Annotated in this window: 20 protein-coding genes; 13 read left to right on the plus strand and 7 right to left on the minus strand. The window is 66.1% G+C overall.

Translation table 11 applies throughout. The annotated features are described in order from the left end of the window. Positions 1-66 precede the first annotated feature (66 nt). Together VARPA_RS08115 and purM are read right to left on the minus strand one after the other, a co-directional pair. Positions 67-1,152, minus strand: a complete 1,086-nt coding sequence (locus tag VARPA_RS08115; protein ID WP_013540070.1) for an AI-2E family transporter — start codon at positions 1,150-1,152, stop codon at positions 67-69. A 53-nt stretch (positions 1,153-1,205) separates the two neighbouring features. Continuing rightward, positions 1,206-2,246 carry a phosphoribosylformylglycinamidine cyclo-ligase gene (gene purM / locus VARPA_RS08120; protein WP_013540071.1) on the minus strand — a complete coding sequence of 347 codons (1,041 nt, stop codon included), beginning with the start codon at positions 2,244-2,246 and terminating at the stop codon, positions 1,206-1,208. A gap of 133 nt (positions 2,247-2,379) precedes the next feature. Here purM and hda point away from each other — a divergent pair, with 133 nt between their 5' ends. The 5 genes from hda to VARPA_RS08145 all read left to right on the plus strand — a co-directional run bounded on the left by hda (position 2,380) and on the right by VARPA_RS08145 (position 7,224). After that, positions 2,380-3,066 carry a DnaA regulatory inactivator Hda gene (gene hda / locus VARPA_RS08125; protein ID WP_041942819.1) on the plus strand — a complete coding sequence of 229 codons (687 nt, stop codon included), beginning with the start codon at positions 2,380-2,382 and terminating at the stop codon, positions 3,064-3,066. 18 nt (positions 3,067-3,084) lie between these two features. After that, entirely contained in the window at positions 3,085-4,716 is a 1,632-nt protein-coding gene (gene pcnB / locus VARPA_RS08130; RefSeq protein WP_013540073.1) for a polynucleotide adenylyltransferase PcnB, read from the plus strand. Continuing rightward, positions 4,713-5,372 carry a 2-amino-4-hydroxy-6-hydroxymethyldihydropteridine diphosphokinase gene (folK, locus tag VARPA_RS08135; RefSeq protein ID WP_013540074.1) on the plus strand — a complete coding sequence of 220 codons (660 nt, stop codon included), beginning with the start codon at positions 4,713-4,715 and terminating at the stop codon, positions 5,370-5,372. Before pcnB ends, folK begins: the two co-directional genes overlap by 4 nt. A 182-nt stretch (positions 5,373-5,554) precedes the next feature. After that, positions 5,555-6,199 carry a DUF47 domain-containing protein gene (locus tag VARPA_RS08140; protein WP_012746613.1) on the plus strand — a complete coding sequence of 215 codons (645 nt, stop codon included), beginning with the start codon at positions 5,555-5,557 and terminating at the stop codon, positions 6,197-6,199. 14 nt (positions 6,200-6,213) lie between these two features. Then, positions 6,214-7,224 (plus strand): inorganic phosphate transporter, encoded by a 1,011-nt coding sequence (locus VARPA_RS08145; RefSeq protein ID WP_013540075.1) that lies wholly within the window; start codon positions 6,214-6,216, stop codon positions 7,222-7,224. 3 nt (positions 7,225-7,227) lie between these two features. Here the strand turns inward: VARPA_RS08145 and VARPA_RS08150 are convergent, their stop codons facing one another. Both VARPA_RS08150 and VARPA_RS08155 read right to left on the minus strand, forming a co-directional pair. Then, positions 7,228-7,674: a hypothetical protein gene (locus VARPA_RS08150; protein WP_013540076.1), complete on the minus strand. Its 447-nt coding sequence runs from the start codon at positions 7,672-7,674 to the stop codon at positions 7,228-7,230. Continuing rightward, positions 7,671-8,195: a GNAT family N-acetyltransferase gene (locus tag VARPA_RS08155; protein WP_013540077.1), complete on the minus strand. Its 525-nt coding sequence runs from the start codon at positions 8,193-8,195 to the stop codon at positions 7,671-7,673. The genes VARPA_RS08150 and VARPA_RS08155 overlap by 4 nt, the downstream gene beginning before the upstream one ends. A gap of 180 nt (positions 8,196-8,375) precedes the next feature. Between VARPA_RS08155 and rpsP the strand changes: the two genes are divergently transcribed. The 7 genes from rpsP to hisC all read left to right on the plus strand — a co-directional run bounded on the left by rpsP (position 8,376) and on the right by hisC (position 13,477). Beyond that, positions 8,376-8,639, plus strand: coding sequence for a 30S ribosomal protein S16 (gene rpsP / locus VARPA_RS08160; protein WP_013540078.1), 264 nt, complete (start codon positions 8,376-8,378; stop codon positions 8,637-8,639). Between the two features lie 16 nt (positions 8,640-8,655). Then, a complete protein-coding gene (gene rimM / locus VARPA_RS08165; protein ID WP_013540079.1) occupies positions 8,656-9,210 on the plus strand; it encodes a ribosome maturation factor RimM in 555 nt (184 codons plus the stop codon). A gap of 17 nt (positions 9,211-9,227) precedes the next feature. Then, positions 9,228-9,974 (plus strand): tRNA (guanosine(37)-N1)-methyltransferase TrmD, encoded by a 747-nt coding sequence (gene trmD / locus VARPA_RS08170; protein WP_013540080.1) that lies wholly within the window; start codon positions 9,228-9,230, stop codon positions 9,972-9,974. 113 nt (positions 9,975-10,087) lie between these two features. Beyond that, positions 10,088-10,471, plus strand: coding sequence for a 50S ribosomal protein L19 (rplS, locus tag VARPA_RS08175; RefSeq protein ID WP_013540081.1), 384 nt, complete (start codon positions 10,088-10,090; stop codon positions 10,469-10,471). 123 nt (positions 10,472-10,594) lie between these two features. Continuing rightward, the gene (locus VARPA_RS08180; protein ID WP_013540082.1) at positions 10,595-11,335 is read left to right on the plus strand and encodes a CoA pyrophosphatase; all 741 of its coding nucleotides are present in this window, start codon (positions 10,595-10,597) and stop codon (positions 11,333-11,335) included. A 41-nt stretch (positions 11,336-11,376) separates the two neighbouring features. Continuing rightward, on the plus strand, positions 11,377-12,378 hold the full coding sequence (locus tag VARPA_RS08185; protein ID WP_013540083.1) for a CobD/CbiB family protein: 1,002 nt from the start codon (positions 11,377-11,379) through the stop codon (positions 12,376-12,378). A 10-nt stretch (positions 12,379-12,388) separates the two neighbouring features. Next, on the plus strand, positions 12,389-13,477 hold the full coding sequence (gene hisC, locus VARPA_RS08190) for a histidinol-phosphate transaminase (protein ID WP_013540084.1): 1,089 nt from the start codon (positions 12,389-12,391) through the stop codon (positions 13,475-13,477). Here the strand turns inward: hisC and rsgA are convergent. The 3 genes from rsgA to VARPA_RS08205 are packed head-to-tail and all read right to left on the minus strand — an operon-like array spanning position 13,471 to position 16,090. Then, on the minus strand, positions 13,471-14,430 hold the full coding sequence (rsgA, locus tag VARPA_RS08195; RefSeq protein WP_013540085.1) for a ribosome small subunit-dependent GTPase A: 960 nt from the start codon (positions 14,428-14,430) through the stop codon (positions 13,471-13,473). The genes hisC and rsgA overlap by 7 nt on opposite strands. A gap of 12 nt (positions 14,431-14,442) precedes the next feature. Next, entirely contained in the window at positions 14,443-14,793 is a 351-nt protein-coding gene (locus VARPA_RS08200) for a 4a-hydroxytetrahydrobiopterin dehydratase (RefSeq protein WP_013540086.1), read from the minus strand. 31 nt (positions 14,794-14,824) lie between these two features. Next, a complete protein-coding gene (locus tag VARPA_RS08205) occupies positions 14,825-16,090 on the minus strand; it encodes a M48 family metallopeptidase (RefSeq protein ID WP_013540087.1) in 1,266 nt (421 codons plus the stop codon). Between the two features lie 59 nt (positions 16,091-16,149). Here VARPA_RS08205 and orn point away from each other — a divergent pair, with 59 nt between their 5' ends. Then, positions 16,150-16,746, plus strand: a complete 597-nt coding sequence (orn, locus tag VARPA_RS08210; protein WP_013540088.1) for an oligoribonuclease — start codon at positions 16,150-16,152, stop codon at positions 16,744-16,746. Positions 16,747-16,935: the final 189 nt, after the last annotated feature.

The following is a 16,935-nucleotide window of genomic DNA, read 5'->3' on the forward strand; positions in this document are numbered from 1 at the left end:
GTTCGGTCCGCGCCGAAGCGGACCAGAACCGATCAGATCAGGACATCAAGAATGTCCTGCGGAGCCTCAGACCAGCGATGCGGCCTGCAGCTCTTTCTTCAGGTACGCGTAGTACAGCGGCGCTGCCACCAGCCCGGCCGGCCCGAACACCGCCTCGGCCACGAACATCACCGCGAGCAGCTCCCACACGCTCATCTGCGTGCGGGCGCCGACCACCTTGGCGTTGATCACGTACTCGGCCTTGTGAATCACGATCAGGAAGATCAGGCAGGCCGCCGCCGTGACCGGCGAAACCGACAGGCCCACCAGCGTGATCACCGAATTGCAGACCAGATTGCCCACGATCGGCACCAGCCCCGCCAGGAAGGTGAGGGTGATGAGCGCCGGCGTGTAGGGCAGGTGGGCGCCCCACAGCGGCATCAGGAACAGCAGGAAGATGGCGGTCAGCAGCGTGTTGAAGGCGGCGATCCAGAACTGGGCCGCCACGATCTGGGCAAAGGCCTCGCCGAAAGTCTCCACGCGCTGGTGCAGTTGCTCGGCCAGGGGCTTGCGCCGCAGGGGCGCTGCCGCCACGGCGGCCAGGCTGCCGACGATCAGCCCCACGTAGGAAAAGAGCAGCCCGTGCAGCCAGGCACGTCCGGCCATCGCGAGCGAGCCGGCCTGCGCGCGCAGGTAGTTGGCGATCACGCGCTGGATCTCGGCCGCGCCTTCGGGCAGGTAGGTCGCGATGTCGGGCGGCAGCTTGGAGCGCAGCTCGAGCACCGTGCGGGCGGTGTAGTCGAGCAGTTCACGGTACTGGTCAGGCGCATCGACGATGTACTCGCGCGCCTGCGACAGCCCCAGCGTGACCAGCGCGGCCGGGGCCAGCAGCACCACGATCACCGCCAGTACGCCGGCCCAGCCTGCGGCGCTGGAGCGCATGGCCGGAATGCGCAGCAGGCCCTTTTCGAGCAGGCGGGCGAACCAGCGCGTGAGCAGGAAGCCGATGCACACGCAGATGAGGCCGGGCAGCAGGTGCTCCCACATCACCAACATCAGCGCGCCCAGCATCAGCAGATAGCTGGCGAGCATCACGCCGCGCGAGGCCGTGGTCCGGACGATGGGCGCCGCGGGTGCGGCGGCGGTGAAGGTGGGTTGCGGCTTTTTGGCCATCCGGGGTTCGGGTGCGCTGCTCGGGTGCTTGGGGAAGGTGGAGTCGTCGGCGATCAGCCCACGACCACCGCGGCGCCTGCGCCGCGCTCGGCGATGACGCCGATCTCATGCACCTTTTCGCCCGATGCGCGCAGCGTGGCGGCGCAGGCGGCGGCTTCGGCCGCATCGATGACCACGACCATGCCGATGCCGTTGTTGAAGGTGCGGTTCATCTCGATGTCGTCGATGCCGGCGACCTTCTGCAGCCAGGCGAAAAGCTCGGTCTGCGGCCAGCTGCCCTTCTTGAGATGAGCGGCGGTGCCCTCGGGCAGCACGCGCGGAATGTTCTCGAGCAGGCCGCCGCCGGTGATGTGGGCGAGTGCCTTGATCGGGTGCTTGGCCAGCGCTTCGAGCACCGGCTTCACGTAGAGGTGGGTGGGCTCCATCACGGCTTCGCGGAAGGGCTTGCCGTCCAGCGTGGCGGGCAGGTCGGTGCCCGCGCGCTCGATCACCTTGCGTACCAGGCTGAAGCCGTTGGAATGCACGCCGGCCGAGGCCAGGCCGAGCACCACGTCGCCGGGTTTGACGTTCTGGCCGGTAAGGATCTTCGATTTTTCGACCGCACCGACTGCGAAGCCCGCCAGGTCGTACTCGCCAGCGGGGTACATGCCGGGCATTTCGGCGGTTTCGCCGCCGATGAGCGCGCAGCCCGAGAGCTCGCAGCCGCGCGCGATGCCGCCGATGACCGCTGCCGCGGTGTCGATCTCGAGCTTGCCGCAGGCGAAGTAGTCGAGGAAGAAGAGCGGCTCGGCGCCCTGCACCAGCACGTCGTTGACGCTCATGGCCACGAGGTCGATGCCGACGGTGTCGTGCATGTTCCACTCGAAAGCCAGCTTGAGCTTGGTGCCCACGCCGTCGGTGCCGCTCACCAGCACCGGCTCCTTGTAGCGCTTGGGCACCTCGAACAGGGCGCCGAAACCGCCGATGCCGGCCAGCACGCCTTCGCGCATGGTCTTCTTGGCCAGGGGCTTGATGCGGTCAATCAGCGCGTCGCCGGCATCGATATCGACACCGGCATCCTTGTAGCTGAGCGGGGTGGGCGTAGGGGAGGTCATGGGTGTGCGAAAGCGAACAAGAGAGCCCACAAGAGGCGGGGTGGTAGAGGCGCCGGCAACCGGAGCGGCCCGGCCGATAGAATTCCTGTTGATTTTAAGGGCCCCAGCGGCCCCCTCCATGAACCTTCCCGGGATGAAACAGCTCGCGCTCGATATCGGCATTGCGACGGGCCCCAGCTTCGACGCCTTTTTTGCCGGCCCCAACGAGGCGGCGCTGCGCCACCTGCAAGTGTGGGTGGGCAGCGCCGGCAGCCCCGCGCTGCACTCGCCGGTGCCCACCTATCTTTGGGGCGAAGGCGGCAGTGGCAAGACCCATCTGCTCGAATCGGTGCGTGTCGCACTGCGCGAGCAGGGCGCGAGCGTGGGCTGGCTGCACGCCGGCCTGCTCGAGCCGCCCGAGTTCGACGAGCGCTGGGGCGCCGTGCTGCTCGACGACGTGCACCTCTACACCGCCGTGCAGCAGCACGCGGCCTTCAACTGGTTCGTCAACGCCCAGACCCTGCAGCGCGGCGTGGTCGCCGCCGGCGCGCTGCCGCCGGCCGACCTGCCGCTGCGCGAAGACCTGCGCACCCGCCTGGGGTGGGGCCATGTGTTCCACCTGCAGGTGCTCAGCGAAACCGAACGCCGCGCGGTGTTGCGCCAGGCGGCGGATGCGCGCGGCGTGATGCTGTCCGACGACGTGCTCGATTTCATGCTGCACCGCTTCAGCCGCGACCTCGGCAGCCTGATGGAACTGCTCACGCAGCTCGACGGCTACGCGCTCCAGACACAACGCGCGATCACCATCCCGTTGATCCGATCCATGCTCGAAAACGAATAAGAAGAGCTTTCACAACCAATGATCAAGACATTCATCGACAAGCTGCTGGGCAAATCCGCCGGCGGCACGCAGGGCAAGAGCCGCTTCGGCAAGCGCCAGGAGGTGCCGGCAGAGGTTCACAAAATCGATCCGGCCCTGGTCGACGAACGCGCGAAGAACGTGGTCACCACGCTCCAGCAGGCGGGCTACGAGGCGTACGTGGTGGGCGGCGCGGTGCGTGACCTGCTGCTGGGCCTGCGTCCGAAAGACTTCGACGTGGCCACCAATGCCACGCCCGAGCAGGTGAAATCGCTGTTTCGCCGCGCCTTCATCATCGGGCGGCGCTTTCGCATCGTGCACGTGGTGTATGGCCGGGGGCGCGAGCACGAGGTGATCGAGGTCTCGACCTTCCGCGCCTACATGGACAGCGCCGCCGCCGAGCAGGTGGCCGGCAACGAGCGCACCAGCAAGGGCGAGCTCGCGAGCATGAAGCATGCGGTGGACGCAAGCGGCCGGGTGCTGCGCGACAACGTCTGGGGTCCGCAGGAAGAAGACGCGGCGCGCCGCGACTTCACCGTCAACGCCATGTACTACGACCCGGCCAACCAGGTGGTGGTCGACTATCACAACGGCATCAAGGACGCCCAGAAGCTCACGCTGCGCATGATCGGCGACCCGGTAACCCGCTACCGCGAAGACCCGGTGCGCATCATTCGCGCCATTCGCTTCTCGGCCAAGCTCGCGGCGCTGGGCTTCAAGATGGAGGCGAAGACCGCCGCGCCGCTGATCGAGTCGAGCAAGCTCCTGGCCGACGTGCCGCAAAGCCGCATGTTCGACGAGATGCTCAAGCTCTTGCAGACCGGCCATGCCATCGCGACGATCGAGCAACTGCGAAAGCTGGGGCTCGCCACCGGCATTTATCCGCTGCTGGACGTGGTGGTCGAGCGCGCCGACCAGCCGTTCGTGAAGGCGGCCCTGCAGGACACCGACCGCCGCGTGGGCGAAGGCAAGCCTGTGGCGCCCAGTTTCCTCTTGGCCTGCGTGCTGTGGGCCGACGTGCGTGACGGCTGGGCCCAGCGCCAGGAAGGCCGGCACGGCCAGCGCCCGCAGCCGCCGTTCCCGGCGCTGCAGGACGCGATCGACGACGTGTTCAATTCGCGCATCGGCGACGTGTCGGGCCGCGGCAAGCTGGCTGCGGACATGCGCGAGATCTGGATGATGCAGCCGCGCTTCGACAAGCGCACCGGCTCCACGCCCTACAGCCTGGTCGAGCAGGCGCGCTTTCGCGCTGCTTTCGACTTCATGCGGCTGCGCGCCGACGTGGGCGAGGTCGGGGAGGCGATTGCCGAGTGGTGGCAGGAATTCAGCACGGCCGACGACGTGCGCCGCCAGGACCTGCTGGAGCAGGTGCGCGACGAGCAGAAGACCCGCCAGCGCGTGCGAGTGCGCGAAACCCCGCCGCCGTCGAAGCCACGCAGCGAGCCGGCCGGCCGGCAGCGCCAGGGTGAAGCCCTGGTCCAGGATTCGGAACAGGACGAAGAAGTCGAAGTCGAGGCTGGCGCCGTGCCGCCCGATGGCGAGGCACCCGCGGTGCGCAAGCGCCGGCGTCGCCGCAAACCCCGGACCGGTGGCGGTGGTGGTGAGGGCGGCGGGAGCGCCGACGGCGCATGAGCGCGTCCGACCAGCCGAAGGACGGCAAGAAGAACCCCAAGGCCAGTGACAAGGCCAAGGCCGCTCCGTCGCGCGCGGGTGGTGCGAAGCCCCCGTCGGCAGGTGCCAGGAAAGGCCCGCCCGGCGGTCCCCCCGCACGCCGTGCGCCTGCCCGTGCCCCCACGAGCCGCCCCCGCGGCCCGCGCGAGGACTACCCGACCGTGCAGGCCTTCGTCGCCATCGGCGCCAACCTGGGCGATGCCGAGGCTTCGGTGAAGGCTGCCATGGCCGCCATCGGCGCGCTGCAGCGCACCACGGTGACCGCCCGCTCGTCGCTCTACCGCAGCGAACCGGTGGATGCCGAAGGCCCGGATTTCGTCAACGCCGTGGTGGCCGTGCGAACCGGCCTGGATGCCGAGCAATTCCTCGTGGCATTGCAGCGCCTGGAGACGCAGGCCGGCCGCGAAAGGCCGTTTCCCAACGCGCCGCGCACGCTCGACCTGGACCTCCTGATGCATGGCAATTCGGTGATGGACACGCCTACGCTGACCCTGCCGCATCCCCGCATGCGCGAACGCGCCTTCGTTCTGAAGCCGCTCGCGGAGATCGCCCCGGACAAGGTGCCGCGCGCGGCGCTGGCCCGCGTCACGGGCCAGGTGGTCAAGCGCATCGTCTGAGAAACCGCACGGCAAGCGCCCCGCTTTGCCTTGCGATGGTTCGGCAATCGGCACCCTGATTTCGGGCAATCCGGCGACCGGGAAAGCCGGCGCGCCGGGACAAGGTCGTCGCTCCCGTTAAACTTCGCCGGTTTTTCATGAAGGTGTCATCCAGTTGTGGTTGGCACACCCCAGGAGTTTCCATGTTCGGCAAGCTGCTGCCCCGCGAGGGCAATTTCTTCGAGATGTTCAACCAGCACGCCGAGCGCATCGTGGAGGCGGCGAGGGCTTTCGAGCAACTCGTCGCCAACTACAGCGACGTGCACCTGCGGGAGCAGTACAACCGCGACGTCGACAACGCCGAGCGCGCGGCCGACCGTGTGACGCACGACGTCAACCGGCTGATCCACAAGACCTTCATCACGCCCATCGACCGCGAGCAGATCCACAAGCTCATCAACACGATGGACGACGTGGCCGACCTGATCCAGGACTCGGCCGAGACGATGGCGCTGTACGACGTGCGCCACATGACCGACGAGATCGTGCGCCTGACCGCCCTGAGCGTGAAGTGCTGCGACCGCCTGAAGGACGCCGTCAAGTTCCTCGGCAAGATCGCCGACCCGGCCGTGGCCGAGGCGACGCTCAAGACCTGCGAGGAAATCGATCGCCTCGAATCGGACGCCGACCGCGTGATGCGCAGCGCCATGAGCAAGCTGTTCCGCGAGGAGCCCGATGTGCGCGAGGTGATCAAGCTGAAGGCGATCTACGAGCTGCTCGAGACGATCACCGACAAGTGCGAGGACGTGGCCAACGTTATCGAGGGCATCGTCCTCGAGAATTCCTGAGCGGGTAGCGATCGATGGCAACGGTTCAGGTCGCCCTCTGGGTGGTGATAGTTCTGGTCGCGCTGGCGATCCTGTTCGACTTCATGAACGGGTTCCACGACGCCGCCAATTCGATCGCGACGGTGGTTTCCACGGGCGTGCTCAAGCCGGGGCAGGCCGTGGTGTTCGCGGCGTTCTTCAACCTGATTGCGATCTTCATCTTCCATTTGAGCGTGGCGGCCACGGTGGGCAAGGGCATCGCCCAGCCCGGCGTGGTCGATGTGCACGTGGTGTTCGGTGCGCTCATCGGTGCCATCAGCTGGAACCTCGTGACCTGGTACTACGGCATCCCGAGCAGCTCGTCGCACGCGTTGATCGGCGGCATCGTGGGCGCCGTGATCGCCAAGACCGGCACGACCGGCCTCGTGGCCTCGGGCATCTGGAAGACGGTGGCGTTCATCTTCGTGTCGCCGCTGCTGGGCTTCCTGCTGGGCTCGGCAATGATGGTCGTGGTGGCATGGGGCTTCCGGCGCGCCACGCCGTCGCGGGTGGACCGCTGGTTCCGGCGGCTGCAGTTGGTTTCGGCCGGCGCCTACAGCCTGGGCCACGGCGGCAACGATGCACAGAAGACCATCGGCATCATCTGGATGCTGCTGATCGCCACCGGCTACGCCTCGGCCGGCGACGCGGCACCGCCGAGCTGGGTCATCATCAGTTGCTACGCCGCGATCGCGCTGGGCACCATGTTCGGCGGCTGGCGCATCGTGAAGACGATGGGCCAGAAGATCACCAAGCTGAAGCCCGTGGGCGGCTTCTGCGCAGAAACCGGCGGCGCGCTGACGCTGTTCCTGGCAACGGCGCTGGGCATTCCGGTGTCGACCACCCACACCATCACCGGCGCCATCGTCGGCGTGGGCTCTACGCAGCGTGCGAGCGCAGTGCGTTGGGGCGTGGCAGGGAACATCGTGTGGGCGTGGATCTTCACGATCCCGGCGTCGGCCTTCGTGGCCGCGATAGCCTACTGGCTCAGCATGCAGCTCTTCTGACGGCTACTGCGAGATCTTTCGGCCTTCTTCGATCTGGTGTTCGAAGTAGCGCTGGAAGCTGAACACGATGCTGGCCATCAGGATCGTGCTGCCGAAGAAGAGCGACAGCACCACGGCGCCGATCGTGAACCAGTTGGTCTGGCCCGGCGCGGCGTCTTCCGGTGCGCTGGTGTTGAAGCGGGCATTCCACTTTTCGGGCGCCATCAGGCCGTAGACGATCGCCGTCAGCGCGCAGCCCGCGATGGTGAAGCCCAGCAGCGGAATCAGCGCCCAGCTTAGACCGTCGTCCACACCGTACATGCGCACACGCTCGATACCGTAGATGCCCAGCGCCGTCGGAATGGGCAGCAGCCAGCCCAGCAGGTCGCCCATGCCGCGCAGGTAGAAGCGGTGCAGGCCCAGGGGGCCGCCGAGGAAAGAGAGCCAGGCCGCGGTAGTTTTGTTTTTCATTCGGGTTTTGTCGTGCTGCCTTCGCCGAGCACCTTTTCCATCAGGACCACGTCGCGCCATTCGCCGAACTTCCAGCCGCAGTCTTTCAGCACACCCACGTGGGTGAAGCCTTGGCTTCGGTGGACGCCGACAGAACCGGCGTTGGCCGAGTCGCCGATCACTGCTATGAGCTTGCGTACGCCAACGGCTTCGGCGGCCTGCGAGAGCGCCGCCAGCAGCTTGGCGCCCAGACCCTTGCCGCGTGCTGACTGCGCCATGTAGATCGAGTCTTCGGCCGAAAAACGGTAGGCCGGGCGCGGCTTGAACCAGTTGCAGTAGGCAAAGCCGAGCACTTCGCCGTCTTCTTCGGCGACCAGGTAGGGCAGATTTTTGCTCAGCACGTCAGCGCGGCGCGCAGCCATGTCGGTGGCGGAGGGCGCCTCGGTCTCGAAGGTGCCCGTGCCGTGCAGCACATGGTGGGCGTAGATGGCAGTGATGGCAGCGACGTCGTCGTCGCGGCTGGGGCGGATGGAGAGGGTCATGGGTGAAAAAGAGACGGCGCGGGGCCGAAAATTCGGAGAAAACGCGTAGCGGGCTATAATCGCAGGCTTTTCAGCGTGTCGCTGGCCGGGTGGCCATGTCGCGTGTCTCGACGCTGGAAGAACATTGTGAGCGGGCCTCTTTCTCATCCAACTGGCTCGCTGACCACCCAAGGATAAATCATGGTCGTCATTCGACTCTCCCGCGGCGGCTCCAAAGGCCGTCCGTTCTTCAACATCGTCGTGTCGGACAAGCGCGTTCGCCGCGATGGCCGTTTCATCGAGCGCCTGGGTTTCTACAACCCGACCGCCAAGGAAAACGAAGAAAGCATCCGCATTGCCCAGGATCGCCTGACCTACTGGAAGAGCGTTGGCGCCCAAGCCTCGCCCACGGTCCTGCGCCTGATCAAGCAAGCTGCAGCCGCAGCCCCCAAGGCGGCAGCCTAAGCCGTCACGCACGGCGATGTTGCCCGCACTCGAAGCCGCCGAATTGCCGGCGGACGCGATCGAGGTAGGACGCATCGCCGATGCCTGGGGCATCAAGGGCTGGTTCAAGGTCCTGCCCCACAGCGCCCAGCCCGAGGCGCTTTTTTCTTCCAAGCGCTGGTTCCTGCAGGCTCCCGGAGCCTCGGCGAACGCCGCTTTCCGGCTCGCGATCCGCGAAGCCAAAGAACATTCCGACTGCATCGTCGCCTCGTCCGAAGAGGTGCCTGACCGCAATGCGGCCGAGGCCCTGCGCGGCGCGCGCGTGTTCGTGCCGCGCTCGAGTTTCCCGACGGCCGGCGACGACGAGTACTACTGGGTCGATCTGATCGGCTTGTCGGTCGTCAACCGCGAAGGCGTGACGCTCGGCACTGTGCGCGAGCTGCTCGCCACCGGCCCGCAGACCACGCTGGTGCTCACCGCCGAAGAAGACGGCAAGAACGTCGAGCGCATGGTGCCCTTCGTTTCTGTTTTCGTCGACAAGGTCGATCTGGCCGGCCGTCTCATCACGGTCGACTGGCAACCCGAGTTCTGATCCCGGGGCTTGCGCGCATGCGCTTCGACGTCCTCACGCTCTTTCCCGAACTGTTCGCGCCTTTCATGGCCAGCGGCGTGACGCGTCGCGCCTACGAATCGAAGCAGGTCGAGGTCGTGCTCTGGAATCCGCGCGATTTCGCTCAGGGCAACTACAAGCGCGTGGACGACCGCCCCTTCGGCGGCGGTCCCGGCATGGTGATGATGGCCGAGCCGCTGGCGGCCTGCCTCGATGCGGCGCTGGCTGCGCGCGGAGCGGAAGCGCCGGTCGTGCTGTTCTCGCCCATCGGTGAGGCGCTGCGCCACGGGGCGGTCGAAAAATGGTCGGCCAGCGAGGGCGCAGTGCTGGTCTGCGGCCGCTACGAAGGCATCGACCAGCGTTTCATCGATACGCGCGTCACCCACCAGATCAGCCTCGGCGACTTCGTCCTCTCCGGCGGCGAGATCGCGGCCATGGCGCTGCTCGATGCTGTGGCGCGGCTGCAGCCGGGGGTGTTGGGCGACGAGGCCAGCCATGTGCAGGACAGCTTCAACCCCGCGCTCGATGGCTTGCTCGACTGCCCGCACTACACGCGGCCGGAGCAGTGGAACGGGCAGGGTGTTCCCGCGCCGTTGCTCTCGGGCCACCACGCGCAGATCGAGCGCTGGCGCCGCGACCAGCGACTGGCCATGACGGCTGCCAAGCGCCCTGATCTGATCGACGCCGCCCGCGCCGCCGACCGCCTGGACAAAGCCGATGAGACGGCTCTGAAAAAAAAGCTATAATCTCAGGCTCCCCGATCCTCTGCCCGGCCGCGCCTGGCCTTCTGCCCACCCCCGGGTGACAGATACCAACGGCGCCTTTTGTGTAGCCCGACACGATCGAATATCAGGAAATCATGAACCTCATCGAAACCCTCGAGCAGGAAGAAATCGCCCGCCTCGGCAAGAAGATCCCCGATTTCATGCCCGGTGACACGGTCATCGTCAGTGTGAGCGTCGTCGAAGGCACCCGCAAGCGCGTGCAGGCCTACGAAGGCGTCGTGATCGCCAAGCGCAATCGCGGCCTCAACAGCGGCTTCACCGTGCGCAAGATCTCCAGCGGCGAAGGCGTGGAACGTACTTTCCAGACCTACAGCCCGCTGATCGCCGGCATCGAAGTCAAGCGTCGTGGCGATGTGCGCCGCGCCAAGCTGTACTACCTGCGCGAGCGCAGCGGCCGTTCGGCACGTATCAAGGAAAAGCTGCCGGGCAAGTCGCAAGCAGCAGCGGCCGCCAAGTAAGCCGTTTTCCTGCAGTGCAAAAAGCCGCCGTTCTGGCGGCTTTTTGCGTTGTTGCTCCGCTCGAAGACAACTTTCCGTTTTTCCGCTCTACTTCTTCCTTCCGGCTCCGGCACTTTTCATCTCTTGACCACCTCATCCACATCCCCGCAGGACGCCTCCCTCGAACCGGTCAACGCCGTGGCTCCGTCCACGCTGCCGCCGTTCGATCCGCGCAAGGCGCCCTTCACGGTGAGGAACGATGGATTGCCGGCGGTGCCGCCCGCGCAGTTGACGGCGCAGGCCCTGCGGGCGCGTTTCGAAACGCCGCCGGTCTGGACGCCGGAACTGCGCCGCGAGCCGCGAATGACCGAGCGCGTACCCGCCCAGGCTGCCGTGCTCGTGCCGATCGTGCAGCGCCCGCAAGGCGCGACCGTGCTGCTAACCGAGCGCACTGCGCACCTCTCCACCCATTCGGGTCAGGTCGCGTTTCCCGGCGGCCGCGTCGATCCCGAAGATGCGAACGTTGCAGCCGCCGCGTTGCGCGAGGCTTGGGAAGAGGTCGGCCTCTCCGCGCAATACATCGAGGTGCTCGGCAACCTGCCGACCTATACGACGGTCACGTCCTTCATCGTGACGCCAGTGGTCGCGCTGGTGCAGCCCGGCTTCGAACTCGCCATCAATCCCTACGAAGTCGCCGATGCCTTCGAGGTGCCGCTCGCGTGGCTGATGGACCCGGCCAACCATCGCCACCACACCGTGCCCGCACCCGACGGCACGAAGCGCCAGTGGTATTCGATGCCCTATCAGGACGGCGCCGACGAGCGCTTCGTCTGGGGCGCGACTGCCGGCATGCTGCGCAATCTTTACCGTTTCCTCGCCGCCTGAATCCCGGCTGAATCCGCGGGCTCTCTCGCTATCATCGACGGATGAGCTTCTTTGCCATCCTGTGCGCGTTGCTGATCGAGCAAGTGAGGCCGCTGGGCCCTCACAACCCTGTGTACGGCACCCTCCTTGCGTGGACCCGCTGGACCAGCCGCAACTTCGATGCGGGCAAGCCCCATCACGGATGGATCGCCTGGGGGCTCGCCGTCTTCGTGCCCACGCTCGTGGCTCTCGGTGTGCATTGGCTGCTGGTGCTCACGCTGGGCCTGCCGTTCGCTGTGCTCTGGAGCATCGCGGTGCTCTACGTCACGCTGGGCTTTCGGCAATTCAGCCACCACTTCACTGACATCCGCGATGCGCTCGACGAGGGCGACGAGCCGCTCGCTCGCTCGCTGCTCGCGCACTGGCAGGGCGTCGATGCGGCCGAGCTCAAGCGCAGCGAGATCGTGCGCCATGTGATCGAGCATTCGGTCATTGCGGCGCACCGCCATGTGTTCGGCGTGCTGGCGTGGTTCTCGGTGCTCGCCGCGATCGGCCTCGGACCAGCCGGCGCGGTGTTCTATCGGATGAGCGAATTCGTCGCGCGCTACTGGGCCCACAAGAACGGCGCGGCGGTGCAACCGTCGAGCGTCTCCGTGCAGCAGGCGGCCGAGAGCGCCTGGCACGGCATCGACTGGCTGCCCGCGCGCATCACGGCGCTGGGCTTCGCGGTGGTCGGCAGCTTCGAGGAAGCCATCGACTGCTGGCGCAACGACGCCCGGCGCTTTCCGAACGAGAACGACGGCGTGATCCTCGCGGCCACGTCGGGCGCGGTCAATGTGCGACTGGGCGGCGGTTCGCTGAGCCCCATTCCGGTCACCGACCCACTGCCGCGCGCTCAGGCCGGTGAATCGGTGATCGACGGTCGCAGGCCCGATAGCGGCAGCACGCCGGGGCGCGAGCCCGAGCCGGGGCACCTGCGCAGCGTGGTCGGTCTCGTCTGGCGCTCGGTCGTGATGTGGATGGTGCTGCTGGCGTTGTTGACGCTGGCCCGTCTGCTGGGCTGAGTGGCGTGACATGACCACCGCAGTGCCGGCCTTCTGGAGCCCGCGCATCGCCGCGCTCGAGCCCTACGTGCCGGGCGAGCAGCCGCGCATCGCGAACCTCGTCAAGCTCAACACCAACGAGAACCCGTATCCGCCGTCGCCGCTTGCTGTCGACGCGATTCAGCAAGCTGCTGCAGACGGGTTGGAGCGCTACCCCGATCCCACTTCGCTCGCGTTGCGCGAAGCGGTAGCGAGGCGGCACGGCCTGACGGTCGACCAGATGTTCGCAGGCAACGGTTCGGACGAAGTGCTCGCGCACGCCTTCTTCGCCTTCTTCCAACAGGCCGAGCCATTGCTCATGCCCGATGTGAGCTACAGCTTCTATAAGGTCTATGCCCAGCTCTACGGCATTGCCTGCGAGCTGCAGCCGGTCGATGAGGGCCTGCGCATCGACGTCGAAGCCATTGCGGCGCGTGCGCGCAATGGATGCGCAGGCATCGTGATCGCCAATCCGAACGCCCCCACGGGCATCGGCTTGCCGCTGTCGCAGATCGAACGGCTGCTCGCAGCATGCCCCGACCGCGTGGTGCTGGTGGACGAGGCGTATGTCGATTTCGGCGGAGAAAGCGCCTTGCCGCTTATCGACAAATATCCGAACCTGCTCGTGGTGCAGACCCTTTCCAAGTCGCGTTCGTTGGCGGGATTGCGCGTCGGCTTCGCGTGCGGTCAGCAGCACCTGATCGACGCCTTGGTGCGCGTCAAGGACAGCTTCAACTCCTATCCGCTTGATCGGCTCGCCACGGCGGGCGCCGTCGCGGCGCTGGAAGATGAGGCCTGGTTCAACAGCACCCGCGACAAGATCGTCGACACCCGCGAAGGGCTGCACCTGCAGCTCGAAGACCTGGGCTTCGAAGTGCTGCCTTCGCAGACCAACTTCGTGTTCGCGCGCCATCCACAACGCGATGCGGCCGAGCTGGCCGCGTTGCTGCGCGAGCGTGCGGTGCTGGTGCGGCATTTCAGGCAACCGCGCATCGCGCAGTACCTGCGCATCAGCATCGGCACGCGAGAGCAGTGCAGCGCGCTGGTGCAGGCGCTGCAGGCCATCCTGGACGCTCAGTAGCGCGTCTGGCTCAATTCGGCGAACAGCTCGCCGTAGATCCTGTAGCGCGATGCGCTGATCGGGCCAGCATGCGTCGGTGTCTCGACATTCGAGATCACGCCGCAGCCCGGTTCGTGCAGGTGGGTGCAGTTGTAGAACTTGCAGTCCCCGGTGTGCTCGGCAATGTCGGGCATCAACCCGGCGAGCTGCATCGGCTCGATGTGGTTCAGGCCGAATTCCTGGAAGCCCGGCGAATCGATCAGGCCGGTGGTGCGCGCTTCGTCGATCCAGTACCAGGTGGTGCTCGTGGTCGTGTGCTTGCCGGAATTCAGCGCTTGCGAGATCTCCTGGGTCAGCACGGTCGCGCCGGGCACCAGCAGGTTGGTCAGCGTGCTCTTGCCCGAACCGGAAGGGCCGAGCACGAGGGTGGACTTGCCGGACAGCAGCTTCATCAGCGATGCATAGTCCGCCTCGCCCGACGCCTTGAGCGACAGCGGCAGCACGCCGTGATGCATGCGGCGATAAGGGGCCAGCTTGGTCCAGGCGCGCTCGAAGGGCTCCACCAGGTCGCTCTTGTTGAGCGCGATGATCGGCGTGATGCGCTCGGCTTCCGCCGCGATCAGCGCGCGCGCCAGTTGGTGCTCGGAGAACTCCGGCTCGGCGGCGATCAGGATCAGCACATGGTCGAGATTCGCTGCAAAGGATTTCGTGCGGATCTCGTCCTGCCGATAGAAGAGATTGCGCCGCGGCAGCACTTCCTCGATGGTGCCCTCGTCCTCGGTGGCCTGCCAGCGCACGCGGTCGCCGACCACGGCCTGGCTCTTCTTGCCGCGCGGGCGGCAGATCAACCGCTCGCCCGTGGGCGTTTCGACGAGGCAGTGACGCCCATGGCTGGCGACGACGAGGCCGTCGTGTTGCGCCTTCCCCGTGTTGTGCGCAGCAGGGGTGAAGGCGGCGCGGCCCGGCTTAGCCACAGGCGTGTTTCCTCACGCGGAGGGACTCGCAACCAGCGCGTCGGCCTGCCGTGCGCAATCGAAATCGGTGACCGACAGGCCCTTCACGTCATGCGTGTTGAAACGCACCACGCAGCGGTTGTAGTGCACCGACAGGTCGGGGTGGTGATCCTGCGTGTGCGCAACCATCGCCAGCGCGTTCACGAAGGCGATGGTCTCGAAGTAATTGGCGAAGGTGAAGGTCTTCTCGATGGCGACATCGGCACCGTCGCCGGTGAGCTTCCAGCCGTCGAGCTTGGAGAGGCCGGAAACGATCTCCGTGGCACTCAGTGCCTTGCGGGCCGGAAGGTTCTTCCAGTCCTTGGGTTTGAACATGCTGCTCATGAGGGGCTCTGCTGAAATTTGGGGTGGTTGATCACGCCGCAGTCATGCGCACAAGACGCTCGGACGCGGGGGGATGGGAGTAGTAGAACTTGACGAACACCGGATCGGGCGTGAGCGTCGATGCGTTGTCCTGGTAGAGCTTGAGCAGAGCAGCGGAGAGGTCAGCGCCGCTGGTCTGCGCGACGGCGTAGGCATCGGCCTCGAACTCGTGCTTGCGCGAGAGACGCGCCGGCAACGGTGCCACGAAGAAGCCGAACACCGGCACCGCGAGCATGAACAGCAGGAGGGCCAGCGCGCTGTTGGGCGCGGCGGGCGACATGTTCGGCTGTACGCCCAGGCCGCTGTAGAACCAGACCTGGGTCGAGACCCAGCCCAGCAGCGCGAAGCCGGCGAGGCTCAGCGCGAACATCGCGACGAGCCGCTTCACGATGTGGCGGTGCTTGAAGTGGCCGAGTTCGTGGGCGAGCACGGCTTCCACTTCGCCGGCATTCAACTGGCGCAGCAGCGTGTCGTAGAAGACAACGCGCTTGCTTGCGCCGAAGCCGGTGAAGTACGCGTTTGCGTGGGCGCTGCGGGTGCTGCCGTCCATCACGAACAGGCCCTTGGCTGCGAAGCCGCAGCGCTTCATCAACGCCGTGACGCGCGCTTTCAGCGTGGGATCGTCCAGCGGCTTGAACTTGTTGAAAAGCGGGGCGATGAAGGTCGGGTAGATCAGCATCAGGAGCAGGTTGAACCCCATCCAAGCGGCCCACGCCCAGAGCCACCAGAGCGTGCCGGCCGCACCCATGAGCCACAGGATCAACGCGGCGATCGGCAAGCCGATCAACGCGCCGAGCAGCGTCGACTTGACGGTGTCGGCGAGCCAGAGCTTGAATGTCATCTTGTTGAAGCCGAAGCGCTCTTCGAGCCGGAAGGTCTGCCACAGCGTGAAAGGCAGCTCGAGCAGCCCGCCGATGGCTGCGAACGCGCCCAGCAGCACCAGTTGCTGAACCATCCCGCCACCCAGCCACATGAGCAAGAGCTTGTTGAGCACGTCGAGCCCGCCAAGCAGCGTCCAGCCGAGCAGCAACGCCGCGCTCCAGGCCATCTCGACCAAGCCGAAGCGGGCCTTTGCGATCGTGTAATCGGCGGCCTTTTGATGCGCGGCGAGCGTGATGGTTTGCGCGAAAGCTTCCGGCACGGCGCGGCGGTGCTGCGCCACATGGCGCACCTGCCGCGAAGCGAGCCAGAACTTCACGAGCAGGCCTGCAACGAGCGCAGCCGCGAAGGCGATGGTGAAGATGAGCGAATAGGACATGGAGCGGCGAGTTTAGTCCCCGGTAAATCGGGGTGCAGGCCTTGGGCGACAATCCTGCGATGCCTGAAACCCTTGACCCGACGCCCCCCGCAACCGTGCCCACCCTGAAGAAAAGCGACCAGAACCTGGTCTGGCTGGACTGCGAGATGAGCGGCCTCGATCCCGAGAAAGAGTTCCTGCTCGAGATCGCCGTGGTCGTCACCGGCCCCGACCTCACGCCCCGCATCGACGGCCCGGTGCTCGTCATCCATCAGAGCGACGCCGTGCTCGACGCCATGGACGCTTGGAACAAAGGCACCCACGGCCGTAGCGGCCTGATCGACAAGGTGAAGGCTTCCACGTTGGACGAGGCCGCGGCCGAACAGCAACTGCTCGAATTCATCGCCAAATACATTCCCCGCAGCGGCTCGCCGATGTGCGGCAACACCATCGGGCAGGACCGGCGATTCCTGGTGAAGTTCATGCCCAAGCTGGAGGCTTACTTCCACTATCGCAACCTCGACGTCAGCACCCTCAAGGAACTGGCCAAGCGCTGGAAGCCCTCGGCTTACAGCGCCTTCAAGAAACAGCAGGCGCACACGGCGCTGGCGGACGTGCACGAGTCCATCGAGGAGCTCGCCCATTACAGGGAAACCTTCATTCGCCTGACCGATTGAGGTTCATCGACAAGAGATTAGGTAAAAACCCGAAGCCGTGCCATAATCGCAGGCTTCGCTGATTTGCATTTGTCACAGGACACAGATCAGCGTCTCTTGCATCTCCCTATCTTGCACACCGCGCCCGATCGCATTCGCTGATCAAAAGGGCCACAGCCTCAGGCGTTAGCCGGAAGCTGAATGTCGTTG

It is taken from the genome of Variovorax paradoxus EPS (assembly GCF_000184745.1).
GTDB classification, from domain to species: Bacteria; Pseudomonadota; Gammaproteobacteria; order Burkholderiales; family Burkholderiaceae_C; genus Variovorax; species Variovorax paradoxus_C.